This is a genomic window from Leisingera sp. ABD4_442, from assembly GCF_056160905.1.
In genome coordinates, this window is sequence record NZ_JBSWYB010000007.1 from 122159 (window position 1) to 134968 (window position 12810).

Here is a 12810-nt window from a genome sequence, read left to right on the forward strand (position 1 = left end):
GGATGGGATTGCGCAGCTTCTTTGACAGGATCGAGCCCCATTTCGAGAAGGGCGGCAAGTACGAGAAGTACTTCCCCGTCTACGAGATGGTGGAGTCCTTCCTGTATACCCCGAAAACCGTCACCACCGTGGCGCCGCATGCCCGCTCATACGTGGATATGAAGCGGATCATGACCTATGTGGTGATTGCCACCATCCCCTGCATCCTGTGGGGCATGTGGAACACCGGCTACCAGGCGAACTCGGCGATTGCCGCACTTGGTGCCGATGCCGCCACCGGCTGGCGGATTGCCATCCTGAACACGCTGGGTGTGTCGCTGGATGCGGCCAACCCGCTGGCGAATATTGCCCATGGGTTCTTGTATTTCCTGCCGATCTACATCGTGACGCTGGTTGCGGGCGGTATTTTCGAGGTCATCTTTGCCACCGTGCGCGGCCATGAAGTCAACGAAGGCTTCCTGGTCACCTCGATGCTTTACACCCTGATCATGCCGGCCTCGACGCCGCTGTGGCAGGTGGCGCTTGGCATCATCTTTGGCGTGGTGATCGGCAAGGAAGTCTTTGGCGGCACCGGCAAGAACTTCCTGAACCCGGCGCTGACGGGCCGTGCGTTTCTGTATTTCGCCTATCCGGCAAACATGTCGGGCGATAGTGTCTGGACTCCGGTTGACGGCTTCTCCGGCGCAACTGCGCTGGGTGTATCCGCAGCTGAAGGCGTGCAGGCGCTGGCGGCCAAGGGCATTGAATGGTCCGATGCTTTCTATGGCACCATTCAGGGCAGCTTTGGCGAGACCTCGACTCTGGCTTGTGCCATCGGTCTGGTATTCCTGCTGGCGACCAAAATTGCCAACTGGCGCCTGATCGCGGGCTGCCTGGGCGGCATGATCGGCTTTTCGCTGCTCTTGAACGTAATTGGTTCCGACACCAACCCGATGTTTGCCATGCCCTGGTACTGGCATCTGGTTCTGGGCGGCTATGCCTTTGGCCTGGTGTTCATGGTGACCGAGCCGGTTTCGGCGTCGCACACCAACGCGGGCCGCTACATCTATGGCGCGCTGATCGGTGTGATGGTGGTGCTGATCCGGGTGCTGAACCCGGCCTTCCCCGAAGGCATGATGCTGGCCATCCTGTTCGGCAACGTCTTTGCACCGCTGATCGACTACTTCGTCGTGCAGGCCAACATCAAACGGAGGGCGCGCCGCCATGGCTGAGACCCAAAGCAAAGGCCTCATTGGCCGCTTCCTCGCCGCGTCCCCGGACTCGGTCGGCAAGACCCTGGTGATCGCGGTTGGCGTCTGTCTGCTGGCCTCGATGATCGTGTCCACCGCCGCCGTGTCACTGCGCCCGGTGCAGGAGATCAACAAGAAGCTTGATAAGCAGCTGAACGTTCTGCAGGTGGCGGGCCTTTATGAGCCTGGCCAGGACGTGGCCGAAGCCTTCAAGGCGTTTGAGCCGCAGGTGCTGGACCTGCAGACCGGCCAGTTCACTGATCAGTTCGACGCCGCCAGCTTTGACGACCGCGCCGCCGCGCAGGACCCGGAGCTGAGCCGCGCGCTGGATGTGGATCCCGCGGGCATCGGCCGCCAGTCGCGTTACAAGACCGTCTATCTGCTGCGTGACGAAGCGGGCGAACTGGACAAGGTGATCCTGCCGGTTCACGGCTACGGCCTGTGGTCGACCCTCTATGGCTTCATCGCGGTAGAGGAGAACGGCAACGACATCTTTGGCCTGCAGTTCTATCAGCACGGCGAAACCCCGGGCCTGGGCGCCGAGGTGGACAACCCGCGCTGGAAATCCCTGTGGAGCGGCAAGAAATTGCATGATGCCGAGGGCACCCTGCAGATCACCGTTGCCAAGGCGCAAGGTCCGGCCGGACCCGACCACCACATCGACGCGCTGGCCGGTGCCACGCTGACCTCGGTGGGTGTCGATAACCTGGTGAAATTCTGGATGGGCGAAGAGGGCTACGCACCCTTCCTGGCCGCCCTTAAAGCGGGAGAGCTCTGATGGCGCAGACCAAGAAAGAAATGCTGGTCGACCCATTGGTCGACAACAACCCGATCACTCTGCAGGTTCTGGGCATCTGCTCGGCGCTGGCGGTGACCTCTTCGCTGCAAGTGGCCTTTGTGATGACCCTGGCGGTGACCTTTGTGACCGCGTTCTCGTCGATGTTCATCTCGATCCTGCGGAACCAGATCCCCAGCTCGATCCGGATCATCGTGCAGATGGTGATCATCGCCTCGCTGGTGATCCTGGTGGACCAGGTGCTGAAGGCCTACGCCTTTGAGATCTCAAAAACCCTGTCGGTCTTTGTGGGTCTGATCATCACCAACTGTATCGTGATGGGCCGCGCCGAAGCCTTTGCCATGAGCAACCCGCCGGTGGCCTCGTTCATCGACGGCATCGGCAACGGCCTGGGCTACGGCCTGATCCTGATGCTGGTGGGCGTGATCCGCGAGCTGTTCGGCTCCGGCTCCCTGTTCGGCATCACCATTCTGGAGACCGTGAACAACGGCGGCTGGTATGTCCCGAACGGCATGCTGCTGCTGCCGCCCTCGGCGTTCTTTGTCATCGGCCTGCTGATCTGGGCCTTCCGCACCTGGAAACCCCAGCAGGTGGAAGAGCGTGAATATAAAATCCAATCCGTGGAGGCGCACTGATGGAAGGGCTGATTTCACTCGCCGTCAAGGCCATCTTTGTCGAGAACCTGGCGCTCTCCTTCTTCCTGGGCATGTGTACTTTTATTGCGGTGTCCAAGAAGATCTCCACAGCACTTGGTCTGGGGATTTCGGTGATGCTGGTGCAGGCCATCACCGTGCCGACCAACAACCTGCTGCTGACCTACCTGCTGAAGCCGGGCGCGCTGGCCTGGGCGGGCTTCCCGGATGTGGATCTGACCTTCCTCGGCCTGATCTCCTATATCGGGGTGATCGCGGCGATGGTGCAGATCCTGGAGATGATCCTGGATAAGTATTTCCCGCCGCTTTACAACGCGCTGGGGGTCTTCCTGCCGCTGATCACGGTGAACTGTGCGATCCTGGGCGGTTCGCTGTTCATGGTGGAGCGCGATTACAACTTTGCGGAAGCAACCACTTACGGCCTCTCCTCCGGCTTTGGCTGGGCGCTGGCGATCACCGCGATGGCAGGCGTGCGCGAGAAGCTGAAGTATTCCGACGTGCCGGACGGGCTGCAGGGCCTGGGCATCACCTTTATCACCGCGGGTCTGATGGCGATGGCCTTCATGTCCTTCAGCGGCGTCAAACTGTAAGGGAGCGTTACGAAGTTATGGAAACTTTTTCGCTCGGCGTTGTCCTGTTCACGTTGATCGTGCTGGCGCTGGTGGCCATCATTCTGGCCGCCCGCTCCCGCCTGGTCTCGACCGGCAATGTCAACATCACCATCAACGGTGAAAAAACCATCTCGGTGCCTGCAGGCGGCAAGCTCTTGCAAACACTGGCGGCCGAAAAACTGTTCGTCCCTTCCGCCTGCGGCGGCGGGGGCACCTGCGCCCAGTGCCGGGTGCGTGTGCATTCCGGCGGCGGCTCGATCCTGCCGACCGAGGAAAGCCACATCACCAAGCGCGAGGCGTCTTGCGGCGACCGGCTGTCCTGTCAGGTTGCGGTCAAGCAGGACATGGAAGTTGAAGTTCCCGAGGAAGTCTTCGGCGTCAAGAAATGGCGCTGCAAGGTACGCTCGAACGACAACGTGGCGACCTTCATCAAGGCGCTGGTTCTGGAACTGCCCGAAGGTGAGGATGTGAACTTCCGCGCCGGCGGCTACATCCAGATTGAGGCGCCCGCGCACCAGCTGTCCTACACCGATTTCGATGTGCAGGACGAGTACCGCGAGGACTGGGACCGCTTTAACCTGTGGCAGTATAAATCCGTCGTGGACGAGCCGGTTGAGCGCGCCTATTCGATGGCTAACTACCCGGATGAAAAGGGCATTATCATGCTCAACGTCCGTGTTGCCTCGCCGCCGCCGGGCTCCAGCGACATTCCGGCCGGTAAGATGTCGTCCTATATCTTCAACTTGAAGCCGGGTGATGAAGTCACCATTTCTGGCCCGTTCGGCGAGTTCTTTGCCCGCGACACCCAGAAGGAAATGGTCTTCATCGGCGGCGGTGCCGGCATGGCGCCGATGCGCAGCCACATCTTTGACCAGCTGAAGCGGCTGCAGAACCGCGACCGCAAGATCAGCTTCTGGTACGGTGCGCGTTCGAAGAAGGAGATGTTCTTTGTCGAGGACTTCGACCAGCTGGCCGAGGAGTTCGACAACTTCGACTGGCACGTGGCCCTGTCCGACGCGCAACCTGAGGACGACTGGAAAGGCTACACCGGCTTTATCCATAACGTGCTGTTCGAGGAATACCTCAAGAACCACCCGGCGCCGGAAGACTGCGAGTTCTACATGTGCGGCCCGCCGATCATGAACCAGTCGGTGATCAACATGCTGCTGGATCTGGGCGTGGATCGCGAGGACATCATGCTGGACGACTTCGGCGGCTGAGCCGGAGCGCAGAGCGGAAAATCAAAAGCCCCGGATGGAAACATCCGGGGCTTTTTCTGTTCTCATGAGCGGGCTGGGGAGGGGGGTGCCATGCGTGCACCCCCTGTACACCCCCCGTGCACCGGCTGTGCAGCAATTACTCCGCTTTCAGCTCGCTGACGATATTGATGGTGATCGGCCCGGTGGAGAAGCCGCCGACGCCGAACGCCTGGTGGTCGATGGTGGTGGAGGCCTCAAACGCTGCCCAGTCGCCCTGGTAGTATTCGATCGCGCCGCCCAGCGGGTGCGGGCCGAGGTGGGTCATGGTGGTATCCAGCACCACGGACTGGGTGGTGCCGTGAATGGTCAGATCGCCGGTCACCTTGGCGGTCTTGTCGCCGGTCTTCTCGATACCGGTGCTGACAAAGGTGATCTCAGGGTAGGTGGCGACCTCCAGGAAATCGGCGCTGGACAGGTGATCGTCCAGCGGCCCGAACCCGGTGGCGACGCTGTCCGCCTTGATGGTGACATTCAGGGTGGAGGCTTCGGGGTTTTCCGGATCCAGAACCAGCGTGCCCTGGGCGTCGGTAAACTCGCCGCTCTGCATCGAGACGCCGGCGTGGCTCCAGCTGAACTTGACTTCGGTATGGCCCTGGTCGGTCTTGTAGGTGGTGGCGGCAAAGGCGGCGGGGGCGGCCAGCAGCGCAGCGGCGGCGAGAGAGGCAATCCTGATCATCATGGCAGTCTTCCTGTCGGATGGGGTTGGGCCGGGAACGGCTCTTGTTACGTAAGGATGCGATTGATCCGGGATGGATGCTATGACATCTATTTCTGAGCATCCACTGGCAACGGCGGAACCGCTCTCTTGTTCACCAATTCGTGAAGACGTGATGACCCCCAGCCCACGCGAAACCGCAATCTGGATCCTGCTGAACCGCGCCCACCGGCAGACGCACCGCGACATGGAGGCCAAGCTGCGCGCGGCAGGCCTGCCGCCGTTGCGCTGGTACGACGTGCTGTGGGGGATCGAAATGGCGGGCGAGGACGGCGTGCGGGCCTATGAGCTGACCCGCAACCTGCTGTTCGAGCAATCCAACCTGTCGCGCATTCTGGCGCAGATGGTGAAACAGGGTCTGGTGCGCGAAACCGTGTTCGAACGGGACCGCCGCGGCAAGCTGCTGCATCTGACAGAGGCCGGCGCGGCGCTGCGGCTGGAGATGTGGCAGATCTACGGTGCGGCAATCAAACAGGCGATGGAACCGCTGGACAGCGCAGGGGATCTGGAGGTGTTTCTGGAACGCTTGCAAAAGACCGGCGGCGGCCCGTTTCCGTGACCATCAGGCGCCGGGCTGAAGAGGCCATGCGCTGGTTTCCAGGGCAGAACTTACTGGCCCCTGGATCGCAGGCTGCCAGGCTAATCAGAGGCGAGCCAGATCTTCAGAACGGGACATGCTGGAAATAGAATGCAGCCTTTGCTGACTTTGGTCATCTTTCAACTAGCGGCCGTTTTTCTAAATGAAGCTAATTTCAGGCGCGATGAGCTGGCTGATCTGGCCGCCAGTGTTCACCGCACAATAGATAGGCCTGGGCGGGCGGGCGACGCCATCTACGCTGCGGCACACCCAGTTTCTTGCCTCCATGGATTTCAATGATTGCGACAACGCACGATCTGTTATCGCCGGCAGGTTTCGCTTGATGTCGCTGAAATGGCTTGGTGTGTGGAGCGATGTCAGAATCGGCAAAGTCCATGACCGGCGCAGCAAAGGTTGATCTTCTTCTTCCGAAACTACGTGGATCTTATGGGCAATGGCCGCCGCTGCAATCCCCAGCTGTGTAAGGCGGAATTCTGGACGCAGCGGATGGCCATACCCAGGATTTCGTTCAATCAATCCAATTTCAATCAGGTGATCCATGCTTTGCGCGAAGGCGGTTCTGCCTGCACCGGTCGCAGCCAATAGGGGCGCCTGCCGCCCGGCGACACCCGAATGCAGGCACGCGAGTATGGGCATCGCCCAAGCCTTTGATGTGATGTTGACAAACGCTTTAATGTCCATAAAGTATAGTTAGTATATTTTAAGACATAAGGAAAGCCCATGTCACTCGTTGCAGTCGACCAAACCATCACCATCGCAATGTCGGTCAAGGATCGCCATGCGAGCGCAAAGTGGTACGAATCCATGTTGGGATTTGAGCTGCTCTACCATGCCGATGAAGCGGGCTGGTCCGAGCTTCGGACGAACACGCCCGGTGTTGCCATCGGCCTTGGCGAGCACACCAAGCCAGCACCCGGCAATTGCGTGCCAGTCTTTGGGATCGCTGATCTGGACACGGCCCGGAAAAAACTGGAGCAGGCCAAAGTCAAATTTGATGGCGAGACGGATGTTGTCGAGGGCATGGTCAAAACCGCGACTTTCTACGATCTTGATGGCAATGCGCTGATGCTTGCGCAGGATTTGACCGGTGGAATTGAATAACACGCGAATTTCTTGCGGCCACTGCGGCGTGTGTGCTGTTGGCAGACACGTCCTGAATTGCACCTTACGGCACTTCTTCAGGGCATTATGTTCAGCTGTAGCCGTCAGGTGTTATCACCATAGCGGCCGCCAGAAACCTTCGCGGCTTTGGCCTGAATGGGCCCAAAACGGAGTTTTGCTGGATCAGGCGTGAATGGCGGCAAGATGCAGCAAAACCTGCTGCCAGAGGTGATCCGCCCGAAGGCGGACCATGTGGTTTAGGCCTAGCCGACGATCATCTGCTTCATGCGCAGGGCTTCGTATTCCAGCTCCTTCAGGCGGAAATTCACCACGTCGCCGACGGTGATCATGCCCGCCAGCTTGCCGTCCTTCAGCACCGGCAGGTGGCGGAAGCGGCCCTCGTTCATCACTTTGGCCACGTCGATCAGCAGGTCGTCAGGGGCGCAGGTCTTGACCTCACGGGTCATGATCTCCTCGACCAGCTGGGGCAGGGTGTGGCCAGGGGTGTCAGCCAGGCGGCGCACGATGTCGCGTTCCGACAGGATGCCCTGCAACGCGCCGTTCTGGTCGGTGACCACCAGCGCGCCGATGCGTTTCTCCTTCAAGGCCTCGACCGCGTGGCCGACCGTATCGTTCGGGCGGATCGCAAAGATCGCATCGCCCTTGGTGTCCAGCAGACTGGCGACAGTGGACTGGCCGTGCGACAAATTCGACTCGGGCGATTGGCTGTGGCTTTCCTGCCCGGCCTTGTCGCCCCGGGTGGGAGGCTGGTATGAGAACGGTGCCATGCGCGGGGTCTCCTCCTGTATCCTGCATCAGGTCATACCCCCATCTTAGCGGCGGATTATGATCCGGGAAGGGGCGAAATGACGCGAGCGCTAACAACAGCGGAAAAACAACATGTTCGAAAGCCTCTACCTGACCCCTGTAACCGGCGCGCTGACCGTGTTCCTGGTGGTGGTCTGCGGCCATCTGTACCGGCAGAACTGGAAGTCCGAGGCGCCGAACGCGCGGTTGCGGGCCTGGCTTTACGGGCTGCCTGCGGCGGTTGGCCTGCTGGCGCTGGCTTTTCTGCCGCTGAAGTTCTGAGGCTTGCCCCGGCGCTCCGTTTGACTCTGGCACAGGGCAGGGGCATAGCTGCGCCAGTTTTGCTGCCGGAGGTTGCCGAATGCCCAGCCTGATGCCCAGAAAGTTCCTGATTGCCCTGACCCTGCCCGCGGTGCTGGCCGTGTCCGGCTGCTGGTTTGGTTCTGAGCCGGAAGAGGTGCGGCTGACCGGTGAAACCATGGGCACCACTTACAGCGTGATTGCCATCGGCGAGGAGCTGGACCAGGAGGCGCTGGGGGCCGCCGTGGAGGGCACCTTGGCCGCGGTCAATGCCAAGATGTCGAACTGGGATCCAGCCTCGGAGGTTTCCACCTTCTCGGCTGAACGCAGCACTGCGCCGGTGCGGGTGTCGCCGGAATTTGCCCATGTGCTGGCGGCGGCGGGGGATGTGCACGCCAAGACCAGCGGCAAGTTCGATGTGACCCTTGGCCCGCTGATTGAGCTGTGGGGCTTTGGCCCGCGCAAGCCGGAGGACCCGGTGCCCTCTGACGCCGCCATTGCCAAGGCGCTGGAAGGCGTCGGGCAGGCGCGGCTGCTGGTGCTGGATGCCGAGGCGGGCACCCTGAAAAAATCCGCGCCGGAGACCGGCATCAACCTGTCGGCCATCGCCAAGGGCTATGGCGTGGATGCGGTGGCGGAGGCGCTGCAGGGGTTTGGAGTCGAGCATTACATGGTGGAGATCGGCGGCGATCTGGTGACCAAGGGTGAAAACGCCAAAGGCGAGGCCTGGCGCATCGGTATCGAAAAACCGGATGCGGCGGCGCAGACGGTGCAGCTGATCGTGCCGGTGAGCAATCACGGGCTGGCGACCTCGGGCGATTACCGCAATTACTTCGAGCATGAGGGCAAGCGTTATTCCCACATCCTCGACCCGGTTGCGGGGCGGCCGGTGACCCATGCCACCACCTCAGTCACGGTGATTGCGGAAAACGCGATGCTGGCGGATGCCTGGGCCACCGCAATGCTGGTTTTGGGCCGCAAAGAAGGGCTGAAGCTTGCGGAGGAGCATAAACTTGCCGTGTTTTTCATTGATCGGGACGTGCAAGCCGGGCCGGATGCCTATATGACAGCGGCAAGCAGTGCCTTTGAGGCGCTGACCGCAAACTGACGCCGCGTATTGAGCGGGACCGCGAGGGACTAAACATGAGTACCTTTCTTCTGGCTTTCATCCTCTTGCTGATCGTCACCCTGGGCATGTCGCTGGGGGTCATTTTGATGGGCAAGAAGATCAAGGGCAGCTGTGGCGGCCTGAATGCGATCTCAGGCGCCGACAAATGCGTGGTCTGCTCCAAGGACATCGACCCCGACAGCCCGCTGCGCGACAAGCTGCAGTGCAAGCGCGCCCGCAAGATGGTCGAGCAGATGGAGCGCGAATCGCAGGCCTGACCGCTGTTCGCGGGCTGAAATCCGGCGCGGATTTCAGCTTGAAAAACGGCTTCCTTTTCCGGCCTCCGGCTGCTGGAACTCTCTATTCTGATGCGGCGGCGGCTGCAGCGCTTGCCGGGGTCTGGTCCGGCGCCCAGCCCTTGCCCAGCGAGATCTGCAGGTTCGCCCAGGCCAGCGCCAGATCCCGGCGGGCGGAGATCAGGTTCAGCTCATTGCTGCGCAGGGCCTCTTCGGTGTTCAGCAGATCGAACAGGGTAATTTCATTCGCCTTGAAGGTTTCCCGGGCCAGATCCGCAACCTTGGTGCCCAGGTTGACAGCCCGGACCTGGGCTGCGGTACGCTGGCGTGCCGCACGCAGGGCGCTTTGCTGGGACTGAACTTCTTCCACCGCACTGCGCACGGCAGAGCGGTAGTCGTATTCTGTGGCCTTGGCTTCTGCGATTGCCTGTTCATGGAAGGCGCGCAGGACGGGGCGGTTGAACAAGGGAAGGTTCACGGAGGGGCCGATCTGGTACAGATCCGGCACGCCGCGGGTTGCCTGCACGGTTCCGGTGATTTCCAGCGAGGGATAAAGCTCTGCTTCGGTGACCCCGATATCGGCTGTTGCACTGCGCATCTGCGCTTCGGCCAGCAGAACATCCGGGCGGTTGCGCAGCAGGGCCGCCGGCACGCCGAGTTCGGGCTGGGTCGCGGGGTAGGGCTGGCTGTAGCTGCCCTGCATCAGCGAAAAGACTTCGGAGGCGTCGCGGTCCAGCAGCGTGGCCAATGCAAAAACAGAGGTTTCGTAGCTGGCCAGGAATTCCGGCAGGTCGGCCTTGGCGCTGGCGACCTGCAGCTTGGTGCGCTCAACATCAAGCGCGAGAACAGCCCGGGCCGCCTGCAGATCTTCCACGGTTCGCAGGATTTGTTCCCGCAGGCGTATGGTGTTGCGGGTGACAGCGGCACCGCGCTGGAAGAAACGGGCCTGAATATAGGTGCGGGTGATCGCGTCGATGACGGCGAGCCGGCTGGTGGCGAGCTGATAGAACTGCGCGTCCCGGTCGGCGACGGCGCGTTCCGAGCGGCGCTGGAACTCGCCGAACAGGTCGAACACATAGGTGGCGCCGATTTCGGCGGTGTCGGTGCTGGTGGAGCCGTTCTGCGATTCGCGGCGCGAGAAGATTGAACTGCCTTCCAGATCACCGCTGACCTGCTGCGGGCGGCCGCTGCCGCGGCGCAGCGCCTCGGCTGCCCTCAGCCGTTCGCGGGCTGCCTTGAGGCTGAGGTTCTGGGCCAGCCCGGCGTCGACAAGCCGGTTCAGGGTGGCGTCATTCAGCCCCTGCCACCAGGCCTCTGTTGCGCCCTGCACCGTTGCATAGTTGCGGGACTGGTAATAGGCGGGCGGCACCGCGAAATCAGGGCGGTGATAGTCCACACCGACAACGGTGCAGCTGCACAGGAATGTCCCGGCCAGCAGCACGGAACGGGCTGTCCAATTAGATCTGCTCATGTCTTGCCTCTCGGCGCCCGGTTATTCTGCGTGCCGGGCTTTGGGAGGAGCGTAGACGACTGCGGGCAGCCGGGCGACCCTATTCCTGACGTATTTGCGGCCTTCGCCTGGCACTGATGCGCGCAACCCACAGGCTGGCGGTTTCGCAATTTGCCTGCAACCTGCCGCTTTTGACGCATCTTGGCGGTTGCAAGACGGTCATGCTGCGGCGTCAGAACGGGCGCCGGGCAAGGACATGAGGAGGCCGGCGGCGCCATGCACCACGCTTGACCGGGGGATTGCCGCGGTCCACTGTTTCCAGCACCGAAGCCGGAGCAGGGGGCCGGGGAAACGTCCTTGAAGGTCACTGCGAAACGAGCAACGAAATCACCAGCCAAACAGAGAGAAGCCCCTGATGGATCTGCAGAAATTCTATATCGGCGGCGCCTGGGTGACGCCTCACTCCAGCCGCGAATTCCCGGTTCTGAACCCGGCAACTGAAGCACAGACGGGCACCATTATTCTTGGTGACGAAACGGATGTGAACAATGCGGTGGCAGCGGCCAAGGCCGCGTTCGAGAGCTTCTCGCAGACCTCGCGGGAGGAACGGATTGCGCTGCTGGAAAAGCTGCTGGAGATCAGCAATGCGCGGCGCGAAGAGCTGGCGCAGGCGATGAGCGCCGAGATGGGCGCGCCGATTTCCATGGCGCGCGACGCCCAGGCCGATTCGGGTATTGGCCATCTGGAGGGGATTCTGGAGGCGCTGAAGGCGCAGGAATTGCGCGAGACGCTGCCCAATGGCGACATCCTGGTACGCGAGCCGATCGGGGTTTGCGGGCTGATCACCCCTTGGAACTGGCCGGTGAACCAGATTGCGCTGAAGGTGCTGCCGGCGCTGGCCACCGGTTCGACTTGCGTGCTGAAGCCCTCGGAGCACACGCCGATGTCTGCCGCCGTTTACGCGCAGATGATCCATGACGCGGGCTATCCGGCGGGTGTGTTCAACCTGATCCATGGCGACGGCCCGACGGTGGGTGCGGGGCTGTCGCGGCATCCTGATGTGGACATGATGTCCTTTACCGGGTCGACACGGGCGGGGATCGCGGTGTCCAAGGACGCTGCCGACACCGTGAAGCGGGTGACGCTGGAGCTGGGCGGCAAATCCCCGAACCTGGTGTTTGCCGATGCCGATCTGGAGGAGAAGGTCACCGCCTCGGTGCTGGAGTGCATGTATAACACCGGCCAGAGCTGCGACGCGCCGACCCGGATGCTGGTGGAGCGCAGCTGCTATGACCGGGTGCTGGAGATTGCCAGAGCCGCGGCGGAGGGCCAGGCGGTGGGCGACCCGGGCCAGGAAGGCGATCACATCGGCCCGATGTTCGACCGCATTCAGTTCGACCGGGTGCAGACCATGATCCAGAAAGGGATCGACGAAGGCGCCAGGGTTCTGGCCGGCGGGCTGGGCCGGCCCGAGGGGCTGGACAAGGGCTGGTATGTGCGCCCGACAGTCTTTGCTGACGTGACCAACGATATGGCGATTGCCCAGCAGGAGATTTTTGGCCCGGTCCTGGTGATCATCCCGTTTGAGGATGAGGAAGACGCCATCCGCATCGCCAATGACACGCCTTATGGCCTGGCGGCCTATCTGCAGACCGGCGATCCGGAGCGGGCCGAGCGGGTGGCCGCCCGCCTGCGCGCCGGTGCGGTGCATATCAATGGCGGCGGCTTCAACTATGGCTCGCCCTTTGGCGGATACAAGCAGTCCGGCAACGGGCGCGAGGGCGGCATGCTGGGGCTGGAGGATTACCAGGAAGTGAAAACCCTGCATTTCGGATAGGAAAACAAAGGTTTTCGGCCGGGTGTGCTGCCTGGCCGGGGGCCTTGGCG

The 12810-nt window shown here is 61.8% G+C and carries 15 protein-coding genes; 11 read left to right on the forward strand and 4 right to left on the reverse strand.

Annotation, left to right across the window (positions count from 1 at the left end; translation table 11 throughout):
• Nucleotides 1-2 precede the first annotated feature (2 nt).
• Genes ACXAHG_RS08310 through nqrF form a run of 5 tightly spaced genes read left to right on the forward strand, consistent with a single transcriptional unit; the run spans nt 3 to nt 4509 of the window.
• A complete protein-coding gene (locus ACXAHG_RS08310) occupies nt 3-1211 on the forward strand; it encodes an NADH:ubiquinone reductase (Na(+)-transporting) subunit B (RefSeq protein WP_475056778.1) in 1209 nt (402 codons plus the stop codon).
• A complete protein-coding gene (locus ACXAHG_RS08315) occupies nt 1204-2007 on the forward strand; it encodes a Na(+)-translocating NADH-quinone reductase subunit C (protein ID WP_475056780.1) in 804 nt (267 codons plus the stop codon). The genes ACXAHG_RS08310 and ACXAHG_RS08315 overlap by 8 nt, the downstream gene beginning before the upstream one ends.
• Complete coding sequence (locus ACXAHG_RS08320) at nt 2007-2660, forward strand: NADH:ubiquinone reductase (Na(+)-transporting) subunit D (RefSeq protein ID WP_039132586.1); 654 nt, start codon at nt 2007-2009, stop codon at nt 2658-2660. Before ACXAHG_RS08315 ends, ACXAHG_RS08320 begins: the two co-directional genes overlap by 1 nt.
• Nucleotides 2660-3268: an NADH:ubiquinone reductase (Na(+)-transporting) subunit E gene (gene nqrE, locus ACXAHG_RS08325; RefSeq protein ID WP_019296950.1), complete on the forward strand. Its 609-nt coding sequence runs from the start codon at nt 2660-2662 to the stop codon at nt 3266-3268. Before ACXAHG_RS08320 ends, nqrE begins: the two co-directional genes overlap by 1 nt.
• A gap of 17 nt (nt 3269-3285) precedes the next feature.
• Complete coding sequence (gene nqrF / locus ACXAHG_RS08330; RefSeq protein WP_475056781.1) at nt 3286-4509, forward strand: NADH:ubiquinone reductase (Na(+)-transporting) subunit F; 1224 nt, start codon at nt 3286-3288, stop codon at nt 4507-4509.
• Between the two features lie 136 nt (nt 4510-4645).
• Here nqrF and ACXAHG_RS08335 read toward each other — a convergent pair whose 3' ends face one another.
• On the reverse strand, nt 4646-5227 hold the full coding sequence (locus ACXAHG_RS08335) for a YceI family protein (protein WP_475056782.1): 582 nt from the start codon (nt 5225-5227) through the stop codon (nt 4646-4648).
• A 151-nt stretch (nt 5228-5378) separates the two neighbouring features.
• Here ACXAHG_RS08335 and ACXAHG_RS08340 point away from each other — a divergent pair, with 151 nt between their 5' ends.
• Nucleotides 5379-5822, forward strand: a complete 444-nt coding sequence (locus ACXAHG_RS08340) for a MarR family winged helix-turn-helix transcriptional regulator (RefSeq protein WP_475039030.1) — start codon at nt 5379-5381, stop codon at nt 5820-5822.
• A 177-nt stretch (nt 5823-5999) separates the two neighbouring features.
• Here ACXAHG_RS08340 and ACXAHG_RS08345 read toward each other — a convergent pair whose 3' ends face one another.
• The gene (locus tag ACXAHG_RS08345; protein WP_475056784.1) at nt 6000-6542 is read right to left on the reverse strand and encodes a winged helix-turn-helix transcriptional regulator; all 543 of its coding nucleotides are present in this window, start codon (nt 6540-6542) and stop codon (nt 6000-6002) included.
• 39 nt (nt 6543-6581) lie between these two features.
• Here ACXAHG_RS08345 and ACXAHG_RS08350 point away from each other — a divergent pair, with 39 nt between their 5' ends.
• On the forward strand, nt 6582-6962 hold the full coding sequence (locus ACXAHG_RS08350; protein WP_475056785.1) for a VOC family protein: 381 nt from the start codon (nt 6582-6584) through the stop codon (nt 6960-6962).
• 263 nt (nt 6963-7225) lie between these two features.
• On the opposite strand, the gene ACXAHG_RS08355 is transcribed toward ACXAHG_RS08350, so the two are convergent.
• Complete coding sequence (locus ACXAHG_RS08355) at nt 7226-7750, reverse strand: CBS domain-containing protein (RefSeq protein ID WP_475056786.1); 525 nt, start codon at nt 7748-7750, stop codon at nt 7226-7228.
• Between the two features lie 112 nt (nt 7751-7862).
• Here ACXAHG_RS08355 and ACXAHG_RS08360 point away from each other — a divergent pair, with 112 nt between their 5' ends.
• The 3 genes from ACXAHG_RS08360 (at nt 7863) to nqrM (ending at nt 9455) form a co-directional block, all read left to right on the forward strand.
• Nucleotides 7863-8051: a hypothetical protein gene (locus ACXAHG_RS08360; protein ID WP_475039023.1), complete on the forward strand. Its 189-nt coding sequence runs from the start codon at nt 7863-7865 to the stop codon at nt 8049-8051.
• Nucleotides 8052-8130: 79 nt separating this feature from the next.
• Nucleotides 8131-9177 carry an FAD:protein FMN transferase gene (locus tag ACXAHG_RS08365; RefSeq protein ID WP_475056787.1) on the forward strand — a complete coding sequence of 349 codons (1047 nt, stop codon included), beginning with the start codon at nt 8131-8133 and terminating at the stop codon, nt 9175-9177.
• A 35-nt stretch (nt 9178-9212) separates the two neighbouring features.
• Nucleotides 9213-9455 carry a (Na+)-NQR maturation NqrM gene (gene nqrM / locus ACXAHG_RS08370; protein ID WP_475056789.1) on the forward strand — a complete coding sequence of 81 codons (243 nt, stop codon included), beginning with the start codon at nt 9213-9215 and terminating at the stop codon, nt 9453-9455.
• Nucleotides 9456-9537: 82 nt separating this feature from the next.
• On the opposite strand, the gene ACXAHG_RS08375 is transcribed toward nqrM, so the two are convergent.
• Complete coding sequence (locus ACXAHG_RS08375) at nt 9538-10944, reverse strand: efflux transporter outer membrane subunit (RefSeq protein ID WP_475056791.1); 1407 nt, start codon at nt 10942-10944, stop codon at nt 9538-9540.
• A gap of 394 nt (nt 10945-11338) precedes the next feature.
• Between ACXAHG_RS08375 and ACXAHG_RS08380 the strand changes: the two genes are divergently transcribed.
• Nucleotides 11339-12760, forward strand: a complete 1422-nt coding sequence (locus ACXAHG_RS08380) for an aldehyde dehydrogenase family protein (protein ID WP_475056792.1) — start codon at nt 11339-11341, stop codon at nt 12758-12760.
• Nucleotides 12761-12810: the final 50 nt, after the last annotated feature.

Bases quoted from the DNA above. Each gene is read 5' to 3' on its own strand.
- ACXAHG_RS08310 (WP_475056778.1), top strand. From the start codon at position 3: ATGGGATTGCGCAGCTTCTTTGACAGGATCGAGCCCCATTTCGAGAAG.
- ACXAHG_RS08315 (WP_475056780.1), top strand. From the start codon at position 1,204: ATGGCTGAGACCCAAAGCAAAGGCCTCATTGGCCGCTTCCTCGCCGCG.
- ACXAHG_RS08320 (WP_039132586.1), top strand. From the start codon at position 2,007: ATGGCGCAGACCAAGAAAGAAATGCTGGTCGACCCATTGGTCGACAAC.
- nqrE (WP_019296950.1), top strand. From the start codon at position 2,660: ATGGAAGGGCTGATTTCACTCGCCGTCAAGGCCATCTTTGTCGAGAAC.
- nqrF (WP_475056781.1), top strand. From the start codon at position 3,286: ATGGAAACTTTTTCGCTCGGCGTTGTCCTGTTCACGTTGATCGTGCTG.
- ACXAHG_RS08335 (WP_475056782.1), bottom strand. From the start codon at position 5,227: ATGATGATCAGGATTGCCTCTCTCGCCGCCGCTGCGCTGCTGGCCGCC.
- ACXAHG_RS08340 (WP_475039030.1), top strand. From the start codon at position 5,379: ATGACCCCCAGCCCACGCGAAACCGCAATCTGGATCCTGCTGAACCGC.
- ACXAHG_RS08345 (WP_475056784.1), bottom strand. From the start codon at position 6,542: ATGGACATTAAAGCGTTTGTCAACATCACATCAAAGGCTTGGGCGATG.
- ACXAHG_RS08350 (WP_475056785.1), top strand. From the start codon at position 6,582: ATGTCACTCGTTGCAGTCGACCAAACCATCACCATCGCAATGTCGGTC.
- ACXAHG_RS08355 (WP_475056786.1), bottom strand. From the start codon at position 7,750: ATGGCACCGTTCTCATACCAGCCTCCCACCCGGGGCGACAAGGCCGGG.
- ACXAHG_RS08360 (WP_475039023.1), top strand. From the start codon at position 7,863: ATGTTCGAAAGCCTCTACCTGACCCCTGTAACCGGCGCGCTGACCGTG.
- ACXAHG_RS08365 (WP_475056787.1), top strand. From the start codon at position 8,131: ATGCCCAGCCTGATGCCCAGAAAGTTCCTGATTGCCCTGACCCTGCCC.
- nqrM (WP_475056789.1), top strand. From the start codon at position 9,213: ATGAGTACCTTTCTTCTGGCTTTCATCCTCTTGCTGATCGTCACCCTG.
- ACXAHG_RS08375 (WP_475056791.1), bottom strand. From the start codon at position 10,944: ATGAGCAGATCTAATTGGACAGCCCGTTCCGTGCTGCTGGCCGGGACA.
- ACXAHG_RS08380 (WP_475056792.1), top strand. From the start codon at position 11,339: ATGGATCTGCAGAAATTCTATATCGGCGGCGCCTGGGTGACGCCTCAC.